Genomic DNA, 14,494 nt, shown 5'->3' with positions numbered 1-14,494 from the left:
GCAAGGCAGCGCCGAAATAATAATGGGGGAGCGGAGACGATGCGGGGACTTTATGCGACGACGGCACTGGCGATGCTGCTGGGATGCGGATCGGTGACCGCGCCGGCGAAAGAGCAGGTCGCGGCGGCCAAGGTCGACGCGGCTGCCGACAACTGGGCCGTGAAGACCGAAGCGCAGATGACCGATGAGGAACGCTTTTCGTTGCTCCACGGCTTCATGCCCATTCCGCTCGGTCCCTTTGCCAACCCTGAACTGCAGGCGAAATGGCCGAAGGATGTCATTCCCGGCGCGGGCTATGTTGCGGGCGTACCGCGGCTCGGCATTCCGTCGCAGCGTGCGACCGACGCCAGCCTTGGCGTCACCAATCCTTTCGGCGTCCGCAAGGGTGACACGGCGACCGCCTTGCCGGCGGGGCTGGCGATCGGCGCGACCTTCAACCCCGAGCTTGCCTTCGCGGGTGCACATACGGTCGCGAGCGAGGCGCGCGCCAAGGGATTCAACGTGCTGCTGGGGGGCGGCATAAACCTTGTTCGCGACCCGCGGAACGGGCGCAATTTCGAATATATATCCGAAGATCCGCTATTGTCGGGGATCATGGGGGCCGAAGCGGTGCGCGGGGCGCAATCGGCGGGGGTCGTCTCGACCGTCAAGCATTTCTCGCTGAACTCGAACGAGACCAACCGCCATACGTGGAATGCCGAGGTCGACGAGGCGGCGCACCGCGAAAGCGATCTGCTCGCCTTCCAGATCGCGATCGAGCGCGGGAAGCCGGGTTCGGTCATGTGCGCCTACAATCTCGTCAACGGGCACAAGGCGTGCGGGAACGACCATCTGCTCAATACCGTCCTCAAGCGCGACTGGCGCTACAGGGGCTGGGTGATGTCCGACTGGGGCGCCGTGTCGGGCGCCGACTTCGCGGTCAAGGGGCTCGACCAGCAGGCCGGCGAACAACTCGACAAGCAGGTGTGGTTCGACGCGCCGCTGAAGGCGATGCTCGCCGACGGCAGTCTGCCGCGCGATCGTCTGTCCGATATGGTGCGACGCATCCTGCGCTCTATGAAGGCGAACGGTCTGATCGACGCTGCACCGGCGCCCGCGGTCGACATGGCGGCGCATGCCGGGATTGCACGGCAGATCGCGCAGCAGGGCATCGTGCTGCTCAAGAACGACGGAAATGCACTGCCTCTCGCCGCCAATGTCAGCTCGGTCGCGGTGATCGGCCGCAATGCCCATGTCGGCGTGCTGTCGGGCGGCGGTTCGTCGCAGGGCTTGCCGCCGGGGGGCTGGTCGGCATCGATTCCGGTCGGCGGCGGCGAGGGCGCGATTGGCGCCTGGCGGGTCGAGCGCTGGTTTGCCGGCGCGCCGCTCGCCGCGCTGCGCGAAGCGTTGCCGAAAGCACGGGTCGGCTTCGACCCCGGCCTCTATCCGCAGGATGCCGCAGCGCTCGCCGCGCGGTCGGATGTCGCGATCGTCTTCGTCAGCAAATATGAAGCCGAGGGCTTCGACTCGCCCGACCTGTCGCTTCCGGGCAATCAGGACGCGATGGTCGAAGCTGTGGTTGCGGCCAATCCCAACACGATCGTCGTGCTTGAGACGGGAAATCCCGTCGCCATGCCGTGGCGCGACAAGGTGAAGGCGATCGTCGCCGCCTGGTATCCGGGACAGGAGGGGGCGGCCGCGATCGCCGACGTACTGACCGGGAAGGTCAATCCTTCGGGGCGCCTGCCGGTGAGCTTTCCCGCGTCGACCGAAACGCTGCCGCGTCCGGCGATCCCGAGCTATGGCACGCCCGAAAACACGCACGTTACCGTGCAGATGAACGAGGGTTCGGACATCGGCTATCGCTGGAATGCGCGGCAGGGGATCAAGGCGCTCTTCCCCTTCGGCCATGGCCTTTCCTACACGCAATTTGCGACCGGCGGACTCCGGACCGACGGGACGACCGCCAGCCTGACTGTCCGCAACACGGGCGACCGGCCCGGCGCGAGTGTGGCGCAGCTCTATCTCGTGTCGCGTGGTGGCAAGGCGATGCGGCGACTGGTCGGGTTTCAGCGGGTCGAACTCGCACCGGGGTCGGAAAAGGCGATCCGGATGACGATCGATCCGCGTTTGCTCGCCGACTGGAACGGGGCAGGCTGGACGATCGCGGCGGGAGAATATCGCTTTGCGCTCGGGGATAGCGCGGAGATGCTGTCCGCGCCGGTGGCCGTTTCCCTCAAAAGGCGAGTCTGGAGCGACTAGTTGCCGGTCGGCCCGGACGGGCTGAATTCGACGGCGTCAGCGGGATGAAGAGCCCTGAAACGATCGGGAGCAATCCCGCGTGCGGTCAGGCTCTCCACAAGGCGGCGCTCGGGTTCGGTACGGTGCTCGTCGGTGAGCTTGAATGTTCCCCAATGCATGCCGACGGCCGCCTTGGCCCCGACGTCGAGCATGATCTGGACCGCCTCCGCGGGATCGCAATGCTGCGCCGCCATGAACCAGCGTGGATCATAGGCCCCGATGGGCAGGATGGCGAGGTCGACCGGTCCGAAACGCTCTCCGATTGCCCGGAAGATGTTGCCGGTGCCATAACCGGTGTCGCCCGCGAAATAGACCAATGTGCCGGCCGCTTCGATCATGAATCCGCCCCATAGCGCCATACGGCGATCGCGCGGCCCGCGTGACGACCAGTGCAGCGCGGGCACGATATGTGCCTTCGCGCCGGGCGCGATTTCCACATGGTCACCCCAATCCCCGGCCCGGACCCGCGCGGCCGGAATGTGTTTACGGACAATCACATCATTGCCGAGCGGCGTGGCGATCAGTGGATCATGGGCGGCATGAAGCTTTTGCAGTGTCGCGATGTCGAGATGGTCGTAGTGGTTGTGCGAAAGCAAAATCGCGTTGATCGGCGGCAGGGCTTCCAGCTCGATTCCCGGCGCCGTCACGCGGCGGGGGCCTGCAAAGGCGAAGGGGCTTGCACGATCCGACCACACCGGATCGGTCAGGATGTTGAGCCCGGCGATCTGGATCAGCAGCGTCGCATGGCCCACCATCGTGACGCGCAATCCTCCGACCCTTGTGTCAGGGGTCACCGGCGTCACGCCGACGGCCACCGGCCAGCGATTGTCGGGCGCCGAACGACGCCAGCGAAGAAGATCGGCGAACGAACGATCGGTTTCCGGTTCGCCCGCAGGATTGAGGAACCGCGTTCCATCAAAATGATCGGAGACGGGTCCCGTATAATATCGATTGCGCACAGACATCCGTTTCCCGGCTTATGGGTGATGATCTGTGTTGATATGGTTCCCGTTGGCGCCCCGGCAAGAGACCGGCGGGCATTCTCCGCGATTATCCGATGGTGCTCGCCAGTTCGCGGTTGAGCCAGAGCGCGACGAGCGTGACGATCGCACCCGACAAGAGATAGCCGCCCGCAGCGATAAGCCCGAACTGGCTCGACAGCCACAGCGCGATCATCGGCGCGAAGCCGGCGCCGAACAGCCATGCGAGGTCGGAGGTGAAGGCCGAACCGGTGTAACGATGGCGCGGCTGGAAGTTTGACGAGAGCGCGCCCGACGACTGGCCGAAAGACAGCCCGAGCAGCGCGAAGCCGAGGATCATGAAAGCCGCTTCGCCGAATTCGCCGGCGTCGAGCAGTTGTGGCGCGAAGCCGCTGAATGCTGCGATGGCGGCAGCCGTCGCGCCGAGCACGGTGCGGCGGCCGACGCGGTCGGCAAGAATGCCCGACGCGACGATCGCGCCGACGCCGACGACCGCTGCGATCGCCTCGATCATCAGGAAGCGCACCGGGGTTTCTTCGGTGAACAGGAAGACCCACGACAGCGGGTAGACGGTGACCATATGGAACATCGCGAAGCTGGCGAGCGGCGCGAAGGTGCCGATAAGGATCGTCTTCCATTCGGAGCGCACCGTTTCGAGCAGAGGTGCGGGCTGGAGCGCGCGGTTCTCGAACAGTTCGGCATATTCGGGGGTGACGACGATGCGCAGCCGCGCGAAGAGCGCGACGACGTTGATCGCAAAGGCGACGAAGAAGGGATAGCGCCAGCCCCACGCAAGGAAATCCTCCGCGGGCAGTGCGGAGATCAGGAACATGAAGAGCAGGCTGGCGACGATCAGGCCGAGCGGCGCGCCGAGCTGCGGGATCATTGCGTACCAGCCGCGCCGGTTCTCGGGTGCGTTCAATGCGAGCAGCGAGGCGAGGCCGTCCCACGAACCGCCGAGCGCGACGCCCTGACCCATGCGGAAAAGCGCGAGCAGCAATGCGGCACCGATGCCGATCGACTCGTAACCGGGCAGAAAGGCGATCGCGGCGGTCGAGCCGCCGAGCAGAAAGAGCGCGATGGTGAGCTTTGCGCCTCGGCCATAGGCGCGGTCGATCGCGGTGAAGATGATCGTGCCGACCGGGCGCGAGACGAAGGCGAGGGCGAAGATCGCAAACGACCAGAGCGTGCCCGTCAGCGGGTCGAGGTGCGGGAAGACGAGCTTCGGAAACACCAGCACCGATGCGATCGCATAAACGAAGAAGTCGAAAAATTCCGATGTCCGCCCGATGACGACCCCGATTGCGATCTCGGCGGGGTCGATGCGGTGGCCCCCATCCCGGGAGAGCCTGTCCTCGTCGGCGCCGTGGAGGGTGCGAGCGTCGCGTTCGGCCTCGGTGGTGGGGACGGTGTCGGCAGCCATGGTAACAATCCTTGAGCTGGCGCCGTTCGCAGGACAGGATGCGGCGGCACGAGTCGGTCATAGGGCAAAATCGCCCGGAATGAAAATGCCCCTGCGCGATGATGGACGGTCGCGGGATTGGACAAAATGTCCTATGTGCACTGCAACAAAGGAGGCCTAGGCGCGCATCATGCCAAGCAATCTCCCCCGTTTTTCCGCCCGGTTACGGCTCTTGCCGTTGCTCGTCGCGCTGCCTTTTCTATCGGGCTGCGGGCTGATCGTTCTCGATCCCGCGGGCGACGTCGCGCGCCAGCAGGGCGATCTGATCGTCCTGTCGACCGTGCTGATGCTGCTGATCATCGTGCCGGTGATGGCGCTGACGATCTTTTTCGCGTGGCGCTACCGTGCGTCGAACAAGGACGCGACGTACAAGCCCGACTGGGATCATTCGACGCAGCTTGAGCTCGTGATCTGGTCGGCGCCGCTGCTGATCATCATCTGTCTTGGCGCGGTGACGTGGGTCGCGACGCATTTGCTCGATCCCTATCGCCCGCTCGCGCGGACGGCACCGGGGAAACCCGTTGCGGCCGAGGTCAGGCCGCTTGACGTCCAGGTCGTTGCGCTCGACTGGAAATGGCTGTTCATCTACCCCGAACAGGGCGTCGCGACGGTGAACGAGCTGGCATTGCCGGTGAATCGGCCAGTCCGGTTCCGCATCTCTTCCTCGTCGGTCATGAACAGCTTTTACGTGCCGGCGCTCGCGGGGCAGATCTATGCGATGCCGGGCATGGAGACGAAGCTGCACGGCGTCTTCGACAAGACCGGCAATTATGAGGGCTTTTCGGCCAATTATTCAGGCTGGGGCTTTTCGAACATGCGTTTCGCGGTGAAGAGCCTGCCCGCGGGCGAGTTCGACAAATGGGTCGCGACGGCGAAGGCCTCGGCCGAAGGCGACCTCAGCCGCGATACCTATCTGAAGCTCGAGAAACCGACGCACAAGGAGCCGGCCCGCCGCTTCGCCGCGAACGATCCGCAGCTGTTCGACGCGGTCGTCAACATGTGCGTCGAGCCCGGCAAGATGTGCATGCACGATATGATGTCGGTCGATGCCGCGGGCGGCGCTGGCATCGCGGGCATCGGCAATGTCCGGCAGGTTACCTATGACAAGTTCGCCGCGCGCGGGACCGTCGATGCGGCGCGCTGGAGCATGCGTTATGTCGCGGCCTGGTGTAGCTCGCCGGTGATGTCGAACGACCGTCCCGACACAAAGCCGGTCGCGCCCGAAAAACTGAAGGGCGAAGGGCTGCCGCACCCGGCGAAGCCTGAACGTACCGCGCTGAACGCGCCCTCCAAACGCCCGATGTCCTGAACGAGCCCGAGATCACCATGACCATCCCGCATCCCGCACCCGAAACCGGTCCGATCCTCGGCAAGCTGTCGCTCGAGGCGCTGCCGCTGCACGAGCCGATCCTTGTCATCACTTTCATCGGTGTCGTCCTCGGCGGCATCGCCGTGCTCGGCCTGATCACCAAATTCCGCCTCTGGGGCTATTTGTGGAAGGAATGGTTCACCACGGTCGACCACAAGCGCATCGGGATCATGTACATGATCCTCGGCCTCATCATGTTCCTGCGCGGCTTTGCCGACGCGATCATGATGCGGCTGCAGCAGGCGATGGCGTTCGGCGGATCCGAAGGTTATCTGACCCCGCACCATTACGACCAAGTGTTCACCGCGCACGGCGTGATCATGATCTTCTTCGTCGCGATGCCGTTCATCACCGGGCTGATGAACTATGTCGTGCCGCTGCAGATTGGCGCGCGCGACGTCAGCTTTCCCTTCCTTAACAATTTCAGCTTCTGGATGACGACCGCGGGCGCGGTGCTGACGATGATCTCGCTGTTTATCGGCGAATATGCGCAGACGGGCTGGCTTGCCTATCCGCCGTTGTCGGGGATCGCCTATAGTCCGAACGTCGGGGTCGATTATTATATCTGGGGGCTGCAGATAGCCGGGATCGGCACGACGTTATCGGGAATCAACCTGATCGTCACGATCCTGAAGCTGCGCGCGCCGGGCATGGGCCTGATGAAGATGCCGGTCTTCACCTGGACCTCGCTTTGCGCGAATATCCTGATCGTTGCGTCCTTCCCGATCCTGACCGCGACGCTCGTGCTGCTCACGCTTGACCGCTATGTCGGCACGAACTTCTTCACCAACGATCTCGGCGGATCGCCGATGATGTATGTGAACCTGATCTGGATCTGGGGGCACCCCGAGGTCTATATCCTCGTGCTGCCGCTGTTCGGTGTCTTCTCTGAAGTCACCTCGACCTTCTCGGGCAAGCGGCTCTTCGGCTATACCTCGATGGTCTATGCGACGATCTGTATCACGATCCTGTCGTACCTCGTCTGGCTGCACCATTTCTTCACCATGGGGTCGGGGGCGAGCGTCAACAGCTTCTTCGGCATCACGACGATGGTGATTTCGATCCCGACGGGGGCCAAGCTCTTCAACTGGCTGTTCACCATGTACCGCGGCCGCATCCGCTTCGAACTGCCGATGATGTGGACGATCGCCTTCATGCTGACCTTCGTCATCGGCGGCATGACCGGTGTGCTGCTCGCGGTGCCGCCCGCCGACTTCGTGCTGCACAACTCGCTCTTCCTGATCGCGCATTTCCATAATGTGATCATCGGCGGTGTGCTGTTCGGGCTGTTCGCGGCGATCAACTACTGGTGGCCCAAGGCCTTCGGCTACAAGCTCGATGTCTTCTGGGGCAAGATCAGCTTCTGGTGCTGGGTTGTCGGTTTCTGGGTTGCGTTCACGCCGCTCTATATCCTCGGCCTGATGGGCGTGACGCGGCGGATGCGCGTGTTCGACGACCCGAGCCTGCAAATCTGGTTCGTGATAGCAGGGATTGGCGCGCTGATCGTCGCCGCGGGTATCGGCGCGATGCTGATCCAGTTCGGTGTCAGCATCTGGCGCCGCAAGGAACTGCGCGACACGACGGGGGGCGATCCGTGGGATGGCCGGACGCTCGAATGGGCGACCAGCTCGCCGCCGCCCGACTATAATTTCGCCTTCACGCCGGTGATCCACGACCTCGATGCCTGGTACGACATGAAGACGCGCGGGCATCAGCGCCCGGTCGATGGCTATCGCGACATTCATATGCCGAGCAACACCGGGACGGGGATGATCCTGTCGGGCTTTTGCCTCGTCATGGGTTTCGCGCTGGTCTGGCACATCTGGTGGCTGGTGGCGCTGAGCTTTGCGGCGACGATCGTCGGCGCGATCTATCACACCTTCAACTACAAGCGCGATTTCGACATTCCGGCGGCGACGGTCACCGCGGTCGAGGAAGCGCGGACCCGCCAGCTGGCGGCCGGAGCCTGATCCGATGAGTGCCAAGACCATGACTGCCAACGAGCCCGTCCAGTTCTACGATCTTGACGAGCATGCGCATCCCGAGGGGCACAGCACCATGCTGGGCTTCTGGATATACCTGATGAGCGACTGCCTCATCTTTGCGATCCTCTTTGCCTGTTATGCCGTGCTCGGCGGCAGCTATGCCGCGGGACCGGCACCAAAGGACCTGTTCGACCTGAAGCTGATCGCACTTAACACCGCGATGCTGCTCTTCTCGTCGATCACCTATGGCTTTGCGGTGTTGCAGATGCAGCAGGGCAAGGTGAAGGGTGTGCAGATATGGCTCGCCATCACAGGGCTGTTCGGACTCGCGTTCCTCGGGATCGAGCTTTACGAATTCCACCATCTGATCGAGATCGGTGCGACGCCGCAGCGCAGCGCCTTCCTGTCGAGCTTCTTCACTTTGGTCGGAACGCATGGGCTGCACGTCACCTTCGGCATCGTCTGGCTGGTGACTTTGATGTTCCAGCTGTCGAAGCACGGGCTGATTGCCGCGAACAAGCGTCGCGTGATGTGCCTCAGCATGTTCTGGCACTTCCTCGATGTCGTGTGGATCGGCGTCTTCACCTTTGTCTATCTGATGGGAGTGCTGCGATGAGCGTGGAACCTCACGCGCACGATGCGCACCACGAGATCGAGATGCCGCATGCCTCGATGCGCGACTATGTCATCGGTTTCGTGCTGTCGGTCATCCTGACCGCCATTCCCTTCTGGCTGGTGATGACGATGCCGCTGAGTGCCGGCGTCACCGGTGCGGTCATCATGGGATTCGCGGTGGTGCAGATCGTCGTCCACATGGTGTTCTTTCTCCACATGACGCCGAAGGCGGAGGGCGGCTGGTCGCTGACCTCGCTCGTCTTCACGATCATCGTGGTCGTGATCATGCTCGCGGGCTCGCTGTGGGTGATGCATCACCTGAACACCAACATGATGCCGATGCCCCACGAGCCGACCAGTCAGGCCGTTGGCCAGACGACGGGCCAGGTGCCGTGACACGCATCCGCCGCGCGGCCTTTGCCGGCGCGGCGCTGATCGCGGCGATCGGTCTCGCGGCGCTCGGCGTCTGGCAGCTCGAACGCCGCGTGTGGAAGCACGAGCTGGTTGCCGCGGTCGATGCGCGCATCCATGCGCCGCCGGTAACGGCGCCGGGTCCCGACGCCTGGCCGGGTATCGCTGCAAAGCGCGATGCCTATCGGCGCGTGACCGCGACGGGAATTTTCCGGCATGATCGCGAGACGCTGGTACAGGCAGTGACTGATCGCGGTCCCGGCTTCTGGATATTGACGCCGCTCGAAACGCCGGAGTTCACCTTGCTCGTCAATCGCGGTTTCGTGCCGCAGGACCGCCAGAGCGCGAAGAAACGGGCGGCAGGTAATGTCGCGGGCGCGGTGACGGTGACCGGGCTGCTGCGCCTGACCGAACCCGAAGGCGCCTTCCTCCGCTCGAACGACCCGGCCGGTGATCGCTGGTTTTCGCGCGATGTCGCGGCAATTGCAAAAGCGAGAGGGCTAGACAAGACGGCGCCCTATTTCGTCGATGCGGACGCGTCGCCCAACCCCGGAGGCTATCCCGTCGGCGGGCTGACCGTCGTGCGTTTTCCCGATAATCATCTGGTCTATGCGCTGACCTGGTTCGCACTTTGCGCGCTCACCCTCTTTTTTGCCTGGCGGCTGTGGCGTATCCGGGAGTGATGACCAGCCCGTCAGCCCTTTCGGCCGCACCCGTCAAGGTACCCGCCGGCCGCCGCAACATGGCGCTGCTGGTCCAGCTGCGCTGGCTCGCCGTCGGGGGACAGCTCGCAACGATCGGCATCGTCAGCGGACAGATGGGTATATCGCTGCCGCGTACACCGCTCCTTGCTGCCATCCTCGTGTTGATCGCGATCAATTTCATCAGCGCCGCATTGCTCCGTCGCGGGCGGGCCGTGACCAACGCCGAACTCACCGCGGTGCTGTTGTTCGACGTCGCGGCGCTCGGCTGGCAGCTCCATCATAGCGGGGGGCTGGCTAATCCCTTTGCGTCGCTTTTCCTGTTGCAGGTCGTCATCGGGGCGATCCTGCTCACGCCGCGCTCATCATGGGCGATTGTCGTTGCGGCGCTCATCGCGCTCGCGGCGCTACGCATCGGTCCGACCCCGCTCGTGCTGCCGCAGCCCTATGCCGCCGATCCGATGGGGCTTTATCTCAAGGGCAGCTTCGTCTGTTTCCTGCTGATCGCCGTGCTGCTCGTCGCCTTCGTCACGCGCATCAGCCGCAACTTGCGCGACAGCGATGCTGCGCTTGCCGCCAGCAGGCAGCGCGCGGCGGAGGAGGATCATATCGTGCGTATGGGGCTGCTCGCGTCGGGCGCCGCGCATGAGCTGGGAACTCCGTTATCGACGCTGTCGGTGCTCATCGGCGACTGGAAAGCAGCGCCGCGGCTGTCAGACGATCAGGAACTGCAGGAGGATCTCGCCGACATGGACACCGCCGTGCAGCGCTGCAAGGCGATCGTCAGCGGCATTTTGATGTCGGCGGGTGAAGCGCGGGGCGAGGCGCCGCAGCTCACGACGATGCGCACCTCTTTCAACGAGATCGTCGCGCACACGCGTGCGATGCGCCGCCCCGGTACGGTCGAGTTCAACGATCGCTTCGGTGCCGATGTCGCGATCGTGTCGGATCCGGCCCTGCGGCAGGTGATCGGCAATGTCCTCGACAACGCCGCCGAGGTGTCGCCCGACTGGACCAGCTTCACGACATCGCGCGACGGCGACATGCTGGTGATCGAGATTGCCGATCGCGGGCCGGGCTTCAGCGAGGAAATGCTCGAGAATTTCGGTCAGCCCTATCGTTCGACAAAGGGACGACCGGGCGGCGGGCTCGGCCTGTTCCTGCTCGTTAACGTGCTGCGCAAGCTCGGCGGCGGCGCCAGCGTGTCGAACCGCGATGCCGGCGGCGCGCTGGTCCGGATTTTCCTGCCCATTTCGGCTCTCGCCCGGCCTGACGGGGACGCGGCATGACCGACCAGCGGCAGTTGCTGATCATCGAGGATGACGAGGCGTTCGCGCGGACGCTGAAGCGCTCGTTCGAGCGGCGCGGCTATACGGTGCACGTGGCTCACGGTCCCGAGGCAATGGACAAGCTGCTGGAGGGGTGGCGGCCCGGCTATGCGGTCGTCGACCTGAAGCTCGGCAACGCATCGGGGCTTGCCTGCGTCCAGACCCTGCGCGCGCTCGACCCCGCGATGCGGATCGTCGTGCTGACAGGCTTTGCGAGCATCGCGACCGCGGTCGAGGCGATCAAGCTTGGCGCCTCCTATTATCTCGCCAAGCCGTCGAACACCGACGACATCGAGGCGGCATTCGACCGCGCCGAGGGGAATCCCGAAACGCCGCTCGACGGCCGCCAGTCGTCGATCAAGACCGTCGAGTGGGAGCACATCCACCAGACGCTCGTGGAAACCGGGTTCAATATTTCCGAAACTGCCCGACGCCTGGGCATGCACCGGCGGACGCTCGCACGTAAACTGGAAAAGCGGCGGGTTCGCTGACGCCATAGTCCCGTCCTGAACCGGATATTTGCCGCGACCGGTCCAGCGCCGGCCTGATCCCTCGTCTCCGATCGACAGCGCCCGGCTCGCCGGAAAGGGGGCTTCCGCGCATGGACGGGCGCACCCACGGCCTCCGTCGAAGATTATTTCGCAATAAGTGCCAGCTGATGATCATCTTTCGATTATCCGCTTTTGCTGATTTTGGCGATTAGGTGAATTTGCACGTGAGTTGGAGCCATTTCCGTCTGGAAATGGAAAATTATATTTATATTTTTCATATAGATATTTAGAAATCCCGCGCTCTTTGTACGATCGGGTGCTGCCAGAATCGCGCAAAGGCTTTTGGCTGGCAAGTTTTGCTCTTCCGAAGATACTACGGATTTTTTGCAAAATTGCGAAATTAGTTTCGACATTGCGGTGGAAAAACCACGCACCTTCGGAGGGCCAACTGTTAGCATTCAAAAAAAATCAAAATGGGCCGAAAAGTTGAAAAAAGGGGAAAATTAAATGCAAGATTACGACATATATGTTCGTCCACGCGCAAGGGCAGTGCGTGCGGCGCTTCTGGTATCTTCCATGTGTCTGGCTGGAATCGCACCCGCGATGGCGCAGGAAGGGCAGGACGAACAGGCGCAGACCGGGCAGGAAACGCAAGATGTCACGCATGTCGCGGCGGGCGGCGAAATCGTCGTGACGGCGTTGAAGCGCGGCACGCGCTTGCAGGATACGCCGCTGGCGATTTCGGCGGTGACCGGCGATTCTCTGGAGCGGCAGGGGACGACGAGCTTCACCGAACTGACGCAGAACACGCCGAGCCTGCGGATCGTCGACAATGGTCCGGGCAACAGGCGCGTCATCCTGCGCGGTGTCGTCGGAGCGGGCGAGCCGACCGTTGGCGTCTATTATGACGAATCGCCGGTCGCGGGATCGGTGGGCACGACCAGCGATGCTGCGGGTAGCACGCCCGATTTCCGTGTGTTCGACGTCGAACGGGCGGAAGTTCTGCGCGGGCCGCAGGGCACCCTCTATGGTTCGGGATCGATGGGCGGTACGGTTCGCATCATCTATGAAAAGCCGAAGACGGATTTGCTCGAAGGCGCGGGTGCCGTTAATTTCTCGGCCGTCAAGGGCGGAAGCCCGGGCGCAAGCGTCGATGCCATGGTCAACCTGCCGATCGTATCGGACAAGCTCGCGCTGCGTGTCGTCGGCAGCTATCAGCAGTTCGCGGGCTATATCGACAACAGCTATTATGGCACGAAGGATATCAACGACGGCTACAGCTACAGCGGCCGTGCGTTGCTGCGCTTCACCCCGACCGACGATCTGACGATCGATCTTGGCGCCTATTACACCAAGGTGTCGACGGACGCATCGCGCTGGTTCTTCGAAACCGGCGAGCGCCACACGACCAACGCGCGCTCGGAATCGGGCAATTATGACGAAAACCGGATCTATAGTGGCACGCTTCGCTATGATTTCGGGCCGGTGGCGCTGACCGCGGTTTCGACCTATTTTCACCGCGACCGCATCGCCGTCGGCGACGTCAGCGACAATTTCAACGGCCGCGACAATGCGGCCGGTTGCTCGCGCTATCTGCTCGGCAATACGACGGCGGTCTGTACGCCCGGTCAGCTCGATTCCTATCTCGACCTCACCAACGCGATCCTCTTTTCGAGCCTTTACCAGCCGCAGAGCGTCAAGAACTGGTCGAACGAGGTCCGGCTTTCGTCGACCGGCAGCGGTCCGTTCAACTGGACCTTCGGCGGCTTTCTGGAAGACCGGAAATCTTGGGTGCGCTCGACGTTGCTCACCGCCAATCCGCTTACCGGCCAGCTCAATCCGTTCGAGCCGGAGAACATCTATTATGACCGCACGATCAACGACCATCTGAAGCAGAAGGCGCTGTTCGCAGAACTTTCGTACAAGTTCTTCGACAAGTTGACTGCGACGGTCGGCAGCCGCTGGTACGAATATGACAAGACGGTCGGCGGCGTTGTCGAGCAGGGCCAGATCCATTACGCATCGGTCCCGTCCGCCTATACCGAGGCGCAGACGACGGAAAACGGCTTCGTCCACAAGTTCAACCTGTCGTATGAATTCAGCCGCAACCTCATGATCTATGCGCAGGCGGCCGAAGGCTTCCGTCCGGGCGGGGTCAACCAGGCCATCGGCCTCCCGGTCGCCTTGACCGGATACAGCGCCGACAGCCTCTGGAATTATGAACTTGGCATCAAAAGCCAGCCGATCCAGGGCATCTACGTCAATCTGACCGGCTATCAGATCGACTGGTCGAACATGCAGGTTTCGGCGCGCACCGCCGGGACAGGATCGGTGTTCGGCCTGATCTCGAACGTCGGCGCCGCGCGCATCAAGGGCGTCGAGCTCGAACTCAACGCAACACCGGTCCAAGGCCTCTCGCTGATCGCCAACGTGGGCTACACCGACGCGAAACTGTCCGAGGATCAGGTCAGCGACATCGTCGTCGCCGCCGGCCGCAAGGGCGACAGGCTGCCGTTCGTGCCCAAGTGGAACGTCAGCGCATCGGCCGAATATGCGTGGGGGCTGAGCGACAGCCTTGAAGCATCGGTGCGGATCGACGGCAGCTATGTCGGCTCGTCCTATTCGACGCTTGCCGCGACCGACGTCTTCCGCCGCAAGGTGGATGATTATGGTCTCGTCAATGCGCGGATCGGCGTGCAGGCGCCCGACGGCAACTGGAGCGCGCAACTGTATGTGAACAACCTGTTCGATGCGCTTGCCATCACCACAAAGTCGACGAGTGCGAACACGGGTGGCCTGACCATTACGCATGGCGCGCCGCCGCGCACGATCGGCATCAATCTCGTAAAACGGTTCCGTTGACGAAGGGCGG

At 63.1% G+C, this 14,494-nt stretch carries 11 protein-coding genes; 9 read left to right on the top strand and 2 right to left on the bottom strand.

Annotated features, from left to right (window positions below):
* The first annotated feature begins 39 nt into the window (after window positions 1-39).
* Entirely contained in the window at window positions 40-2,241 is a 2,202-nt protein-coding gene (locus VN047_RS21065) for a beta-glucosidase (protein WP_325546171.1), read from the top strand.
* Here the strand turns inward: VN047_RS21065 and VN047_RS21060 are convergent.
* Together VN047_RS21060 and VN047_RS21055 are read right to left on the bottom strand one after the other, a co-directional pair.
* Complete coding sequence (locus VN047_RS21060; RefSeq protein WP_325546169.1) at window positions 2,238-3,245, bottom strand: MBL fold metallo-hydrolase; 1,008 nt, start codon at window positions 3,243-3,245, stop codon at window positions 2,238-2,240. The genes VN047_RS21065 and VN047_RS21060 overlap by 4 nt on opposite strands.
* 85 nt (window positions 3,246-3,330) lie before the next feature.
* A complete protein-coding gene (locus tag VN047_RS21055; protein ID WP_325546167.1) occupies window positions 3,331-4,683 on the bottom strand; it encodes an MFS transporter in 1,353 nt (450 codons plus the stop codon).
* Between the two features lie 169 nt (window positions 4,684-4,852).
* Between VN047_RS21055 and cyoA the strand changes: the two genes are divergently transcribed.
* From cyoA to VN047_RS21015, 8 genes are all read left to right on the top strand, one after another.
* On the top strand, window positions 4,853-6,031 hold the full coding sequence (gene cyoA / locus VN047_RS21050; protein ID WP_325546165.1) for a ubiquinol oxidase subunit II: 1,179 nt from the start codon (window positions 4,853-4,855) through the stop codon (window positions 6,029-6,031).
* A gap of 17 nt (window positions 6,032-6,048) precedes the next feature.
* Complete coding sequence (cyoB, locus tag VN047_RS21045) at window positions 6,049-8,061, top strand: cytochrome o ubiquinol oxidase subunit I (protein WP_325546163.1); 2,013 nt, start codon at window positions 6,049-6,051, stop codon at window positions 8,059-8,061.
* Between the two features lie 4 nt (window positions 8,062-8,065).
* Window positions 8,066-8,692, top strand: coding sequence for a cytochrome o ubiquinol oxidase subunit III (gene cyoC, locus VN047_RS21040; RefSeq protein WP_325546161.1), 627 nt, complete (start codon window positions 8,066-8,068; stop codon window positions 8,690-8,692).
* The gene (gene cyoD, locus VN047_RS21035; RefSeq protein ID WP_325546160.1) at window positions 8,689-9,087 is read left to right on the top strand and encodes a cytochrome o ubiquinol oxidase subunit IV; all 399 of its coding nucleotides are present in this window, start codon (window positions 8,689-8,691) and stop codon (window positions 9,085-9,087) included. The genes cyoC and cyoD overlap by 4 nt, the downstream gene beginning before the upstream one ends.
* A complete protein-coding gene (locus tag VN047_RS21030; RefSeq protein WP_325546159.1) occupies window positions 9,084-9,785 on the top strand; it encodes an SURF1 family protein in 702 nt (233 codons plus the stop codon). The genes cyoD and VN047_RS21030 overlap by 4 nt, the downstream gene beginning before the upstream one ends.
* The gene (locus tag VN047_RS21025; protein ID WP_325546158.1) at window positions 9,785-11,092 is read left to right on the top strand and encodes an ATP-binding protein; all 1,308 of its coding nucleotides are present in this window, start codon (window positions 9,785-9,787) and stop codon (window positions 11,090-11,092) included. The genes VN047_RS21030 and VN047_RS21025 overlap by 1 nt, the downstream gene beginning before the upstream one ends.
* Entirely contained in the window at window positions 11,089-11,622 is a 534-nt protein-coding gene (locus tag VN047_RS21020; RefSeq protein WP_325546157.1) for a response regulator transcription factor, read from the top strand. The genes VN047_RS21025 and VN047_RS21020 overlap by 4 nt, the downstream gene beginning before the upstream one ends.
* Before the next feature lie 576 nt (window positions 11,623-12,198).
* On the top strand, window positions 12,199-14,484 hold the full coding sequence (locus VN047_RS21015) for a TonB-dependent receptor (RefSeq protein WP_325546155.1): 2,286 nt from the start codon (window positions 12,199-12,201) through the stop codon (window positions 14,482-14,484).
* Window positions 14,485-14,494: the final 10 nt, after the last annotated feature.

Origin of the sequence: Sphingopyxis sp. (genome assembly GCF_035565275.1) — a bacterium.
GTDB lineage: Bacteria > Pseudomonadota > Alphaproteobacteria > Sphingomonadales > Sphingomonadaceae > Sphingopyxis.
This window is presented reverse-complemented; position numbering and strand designations above follow the sequence as displayed.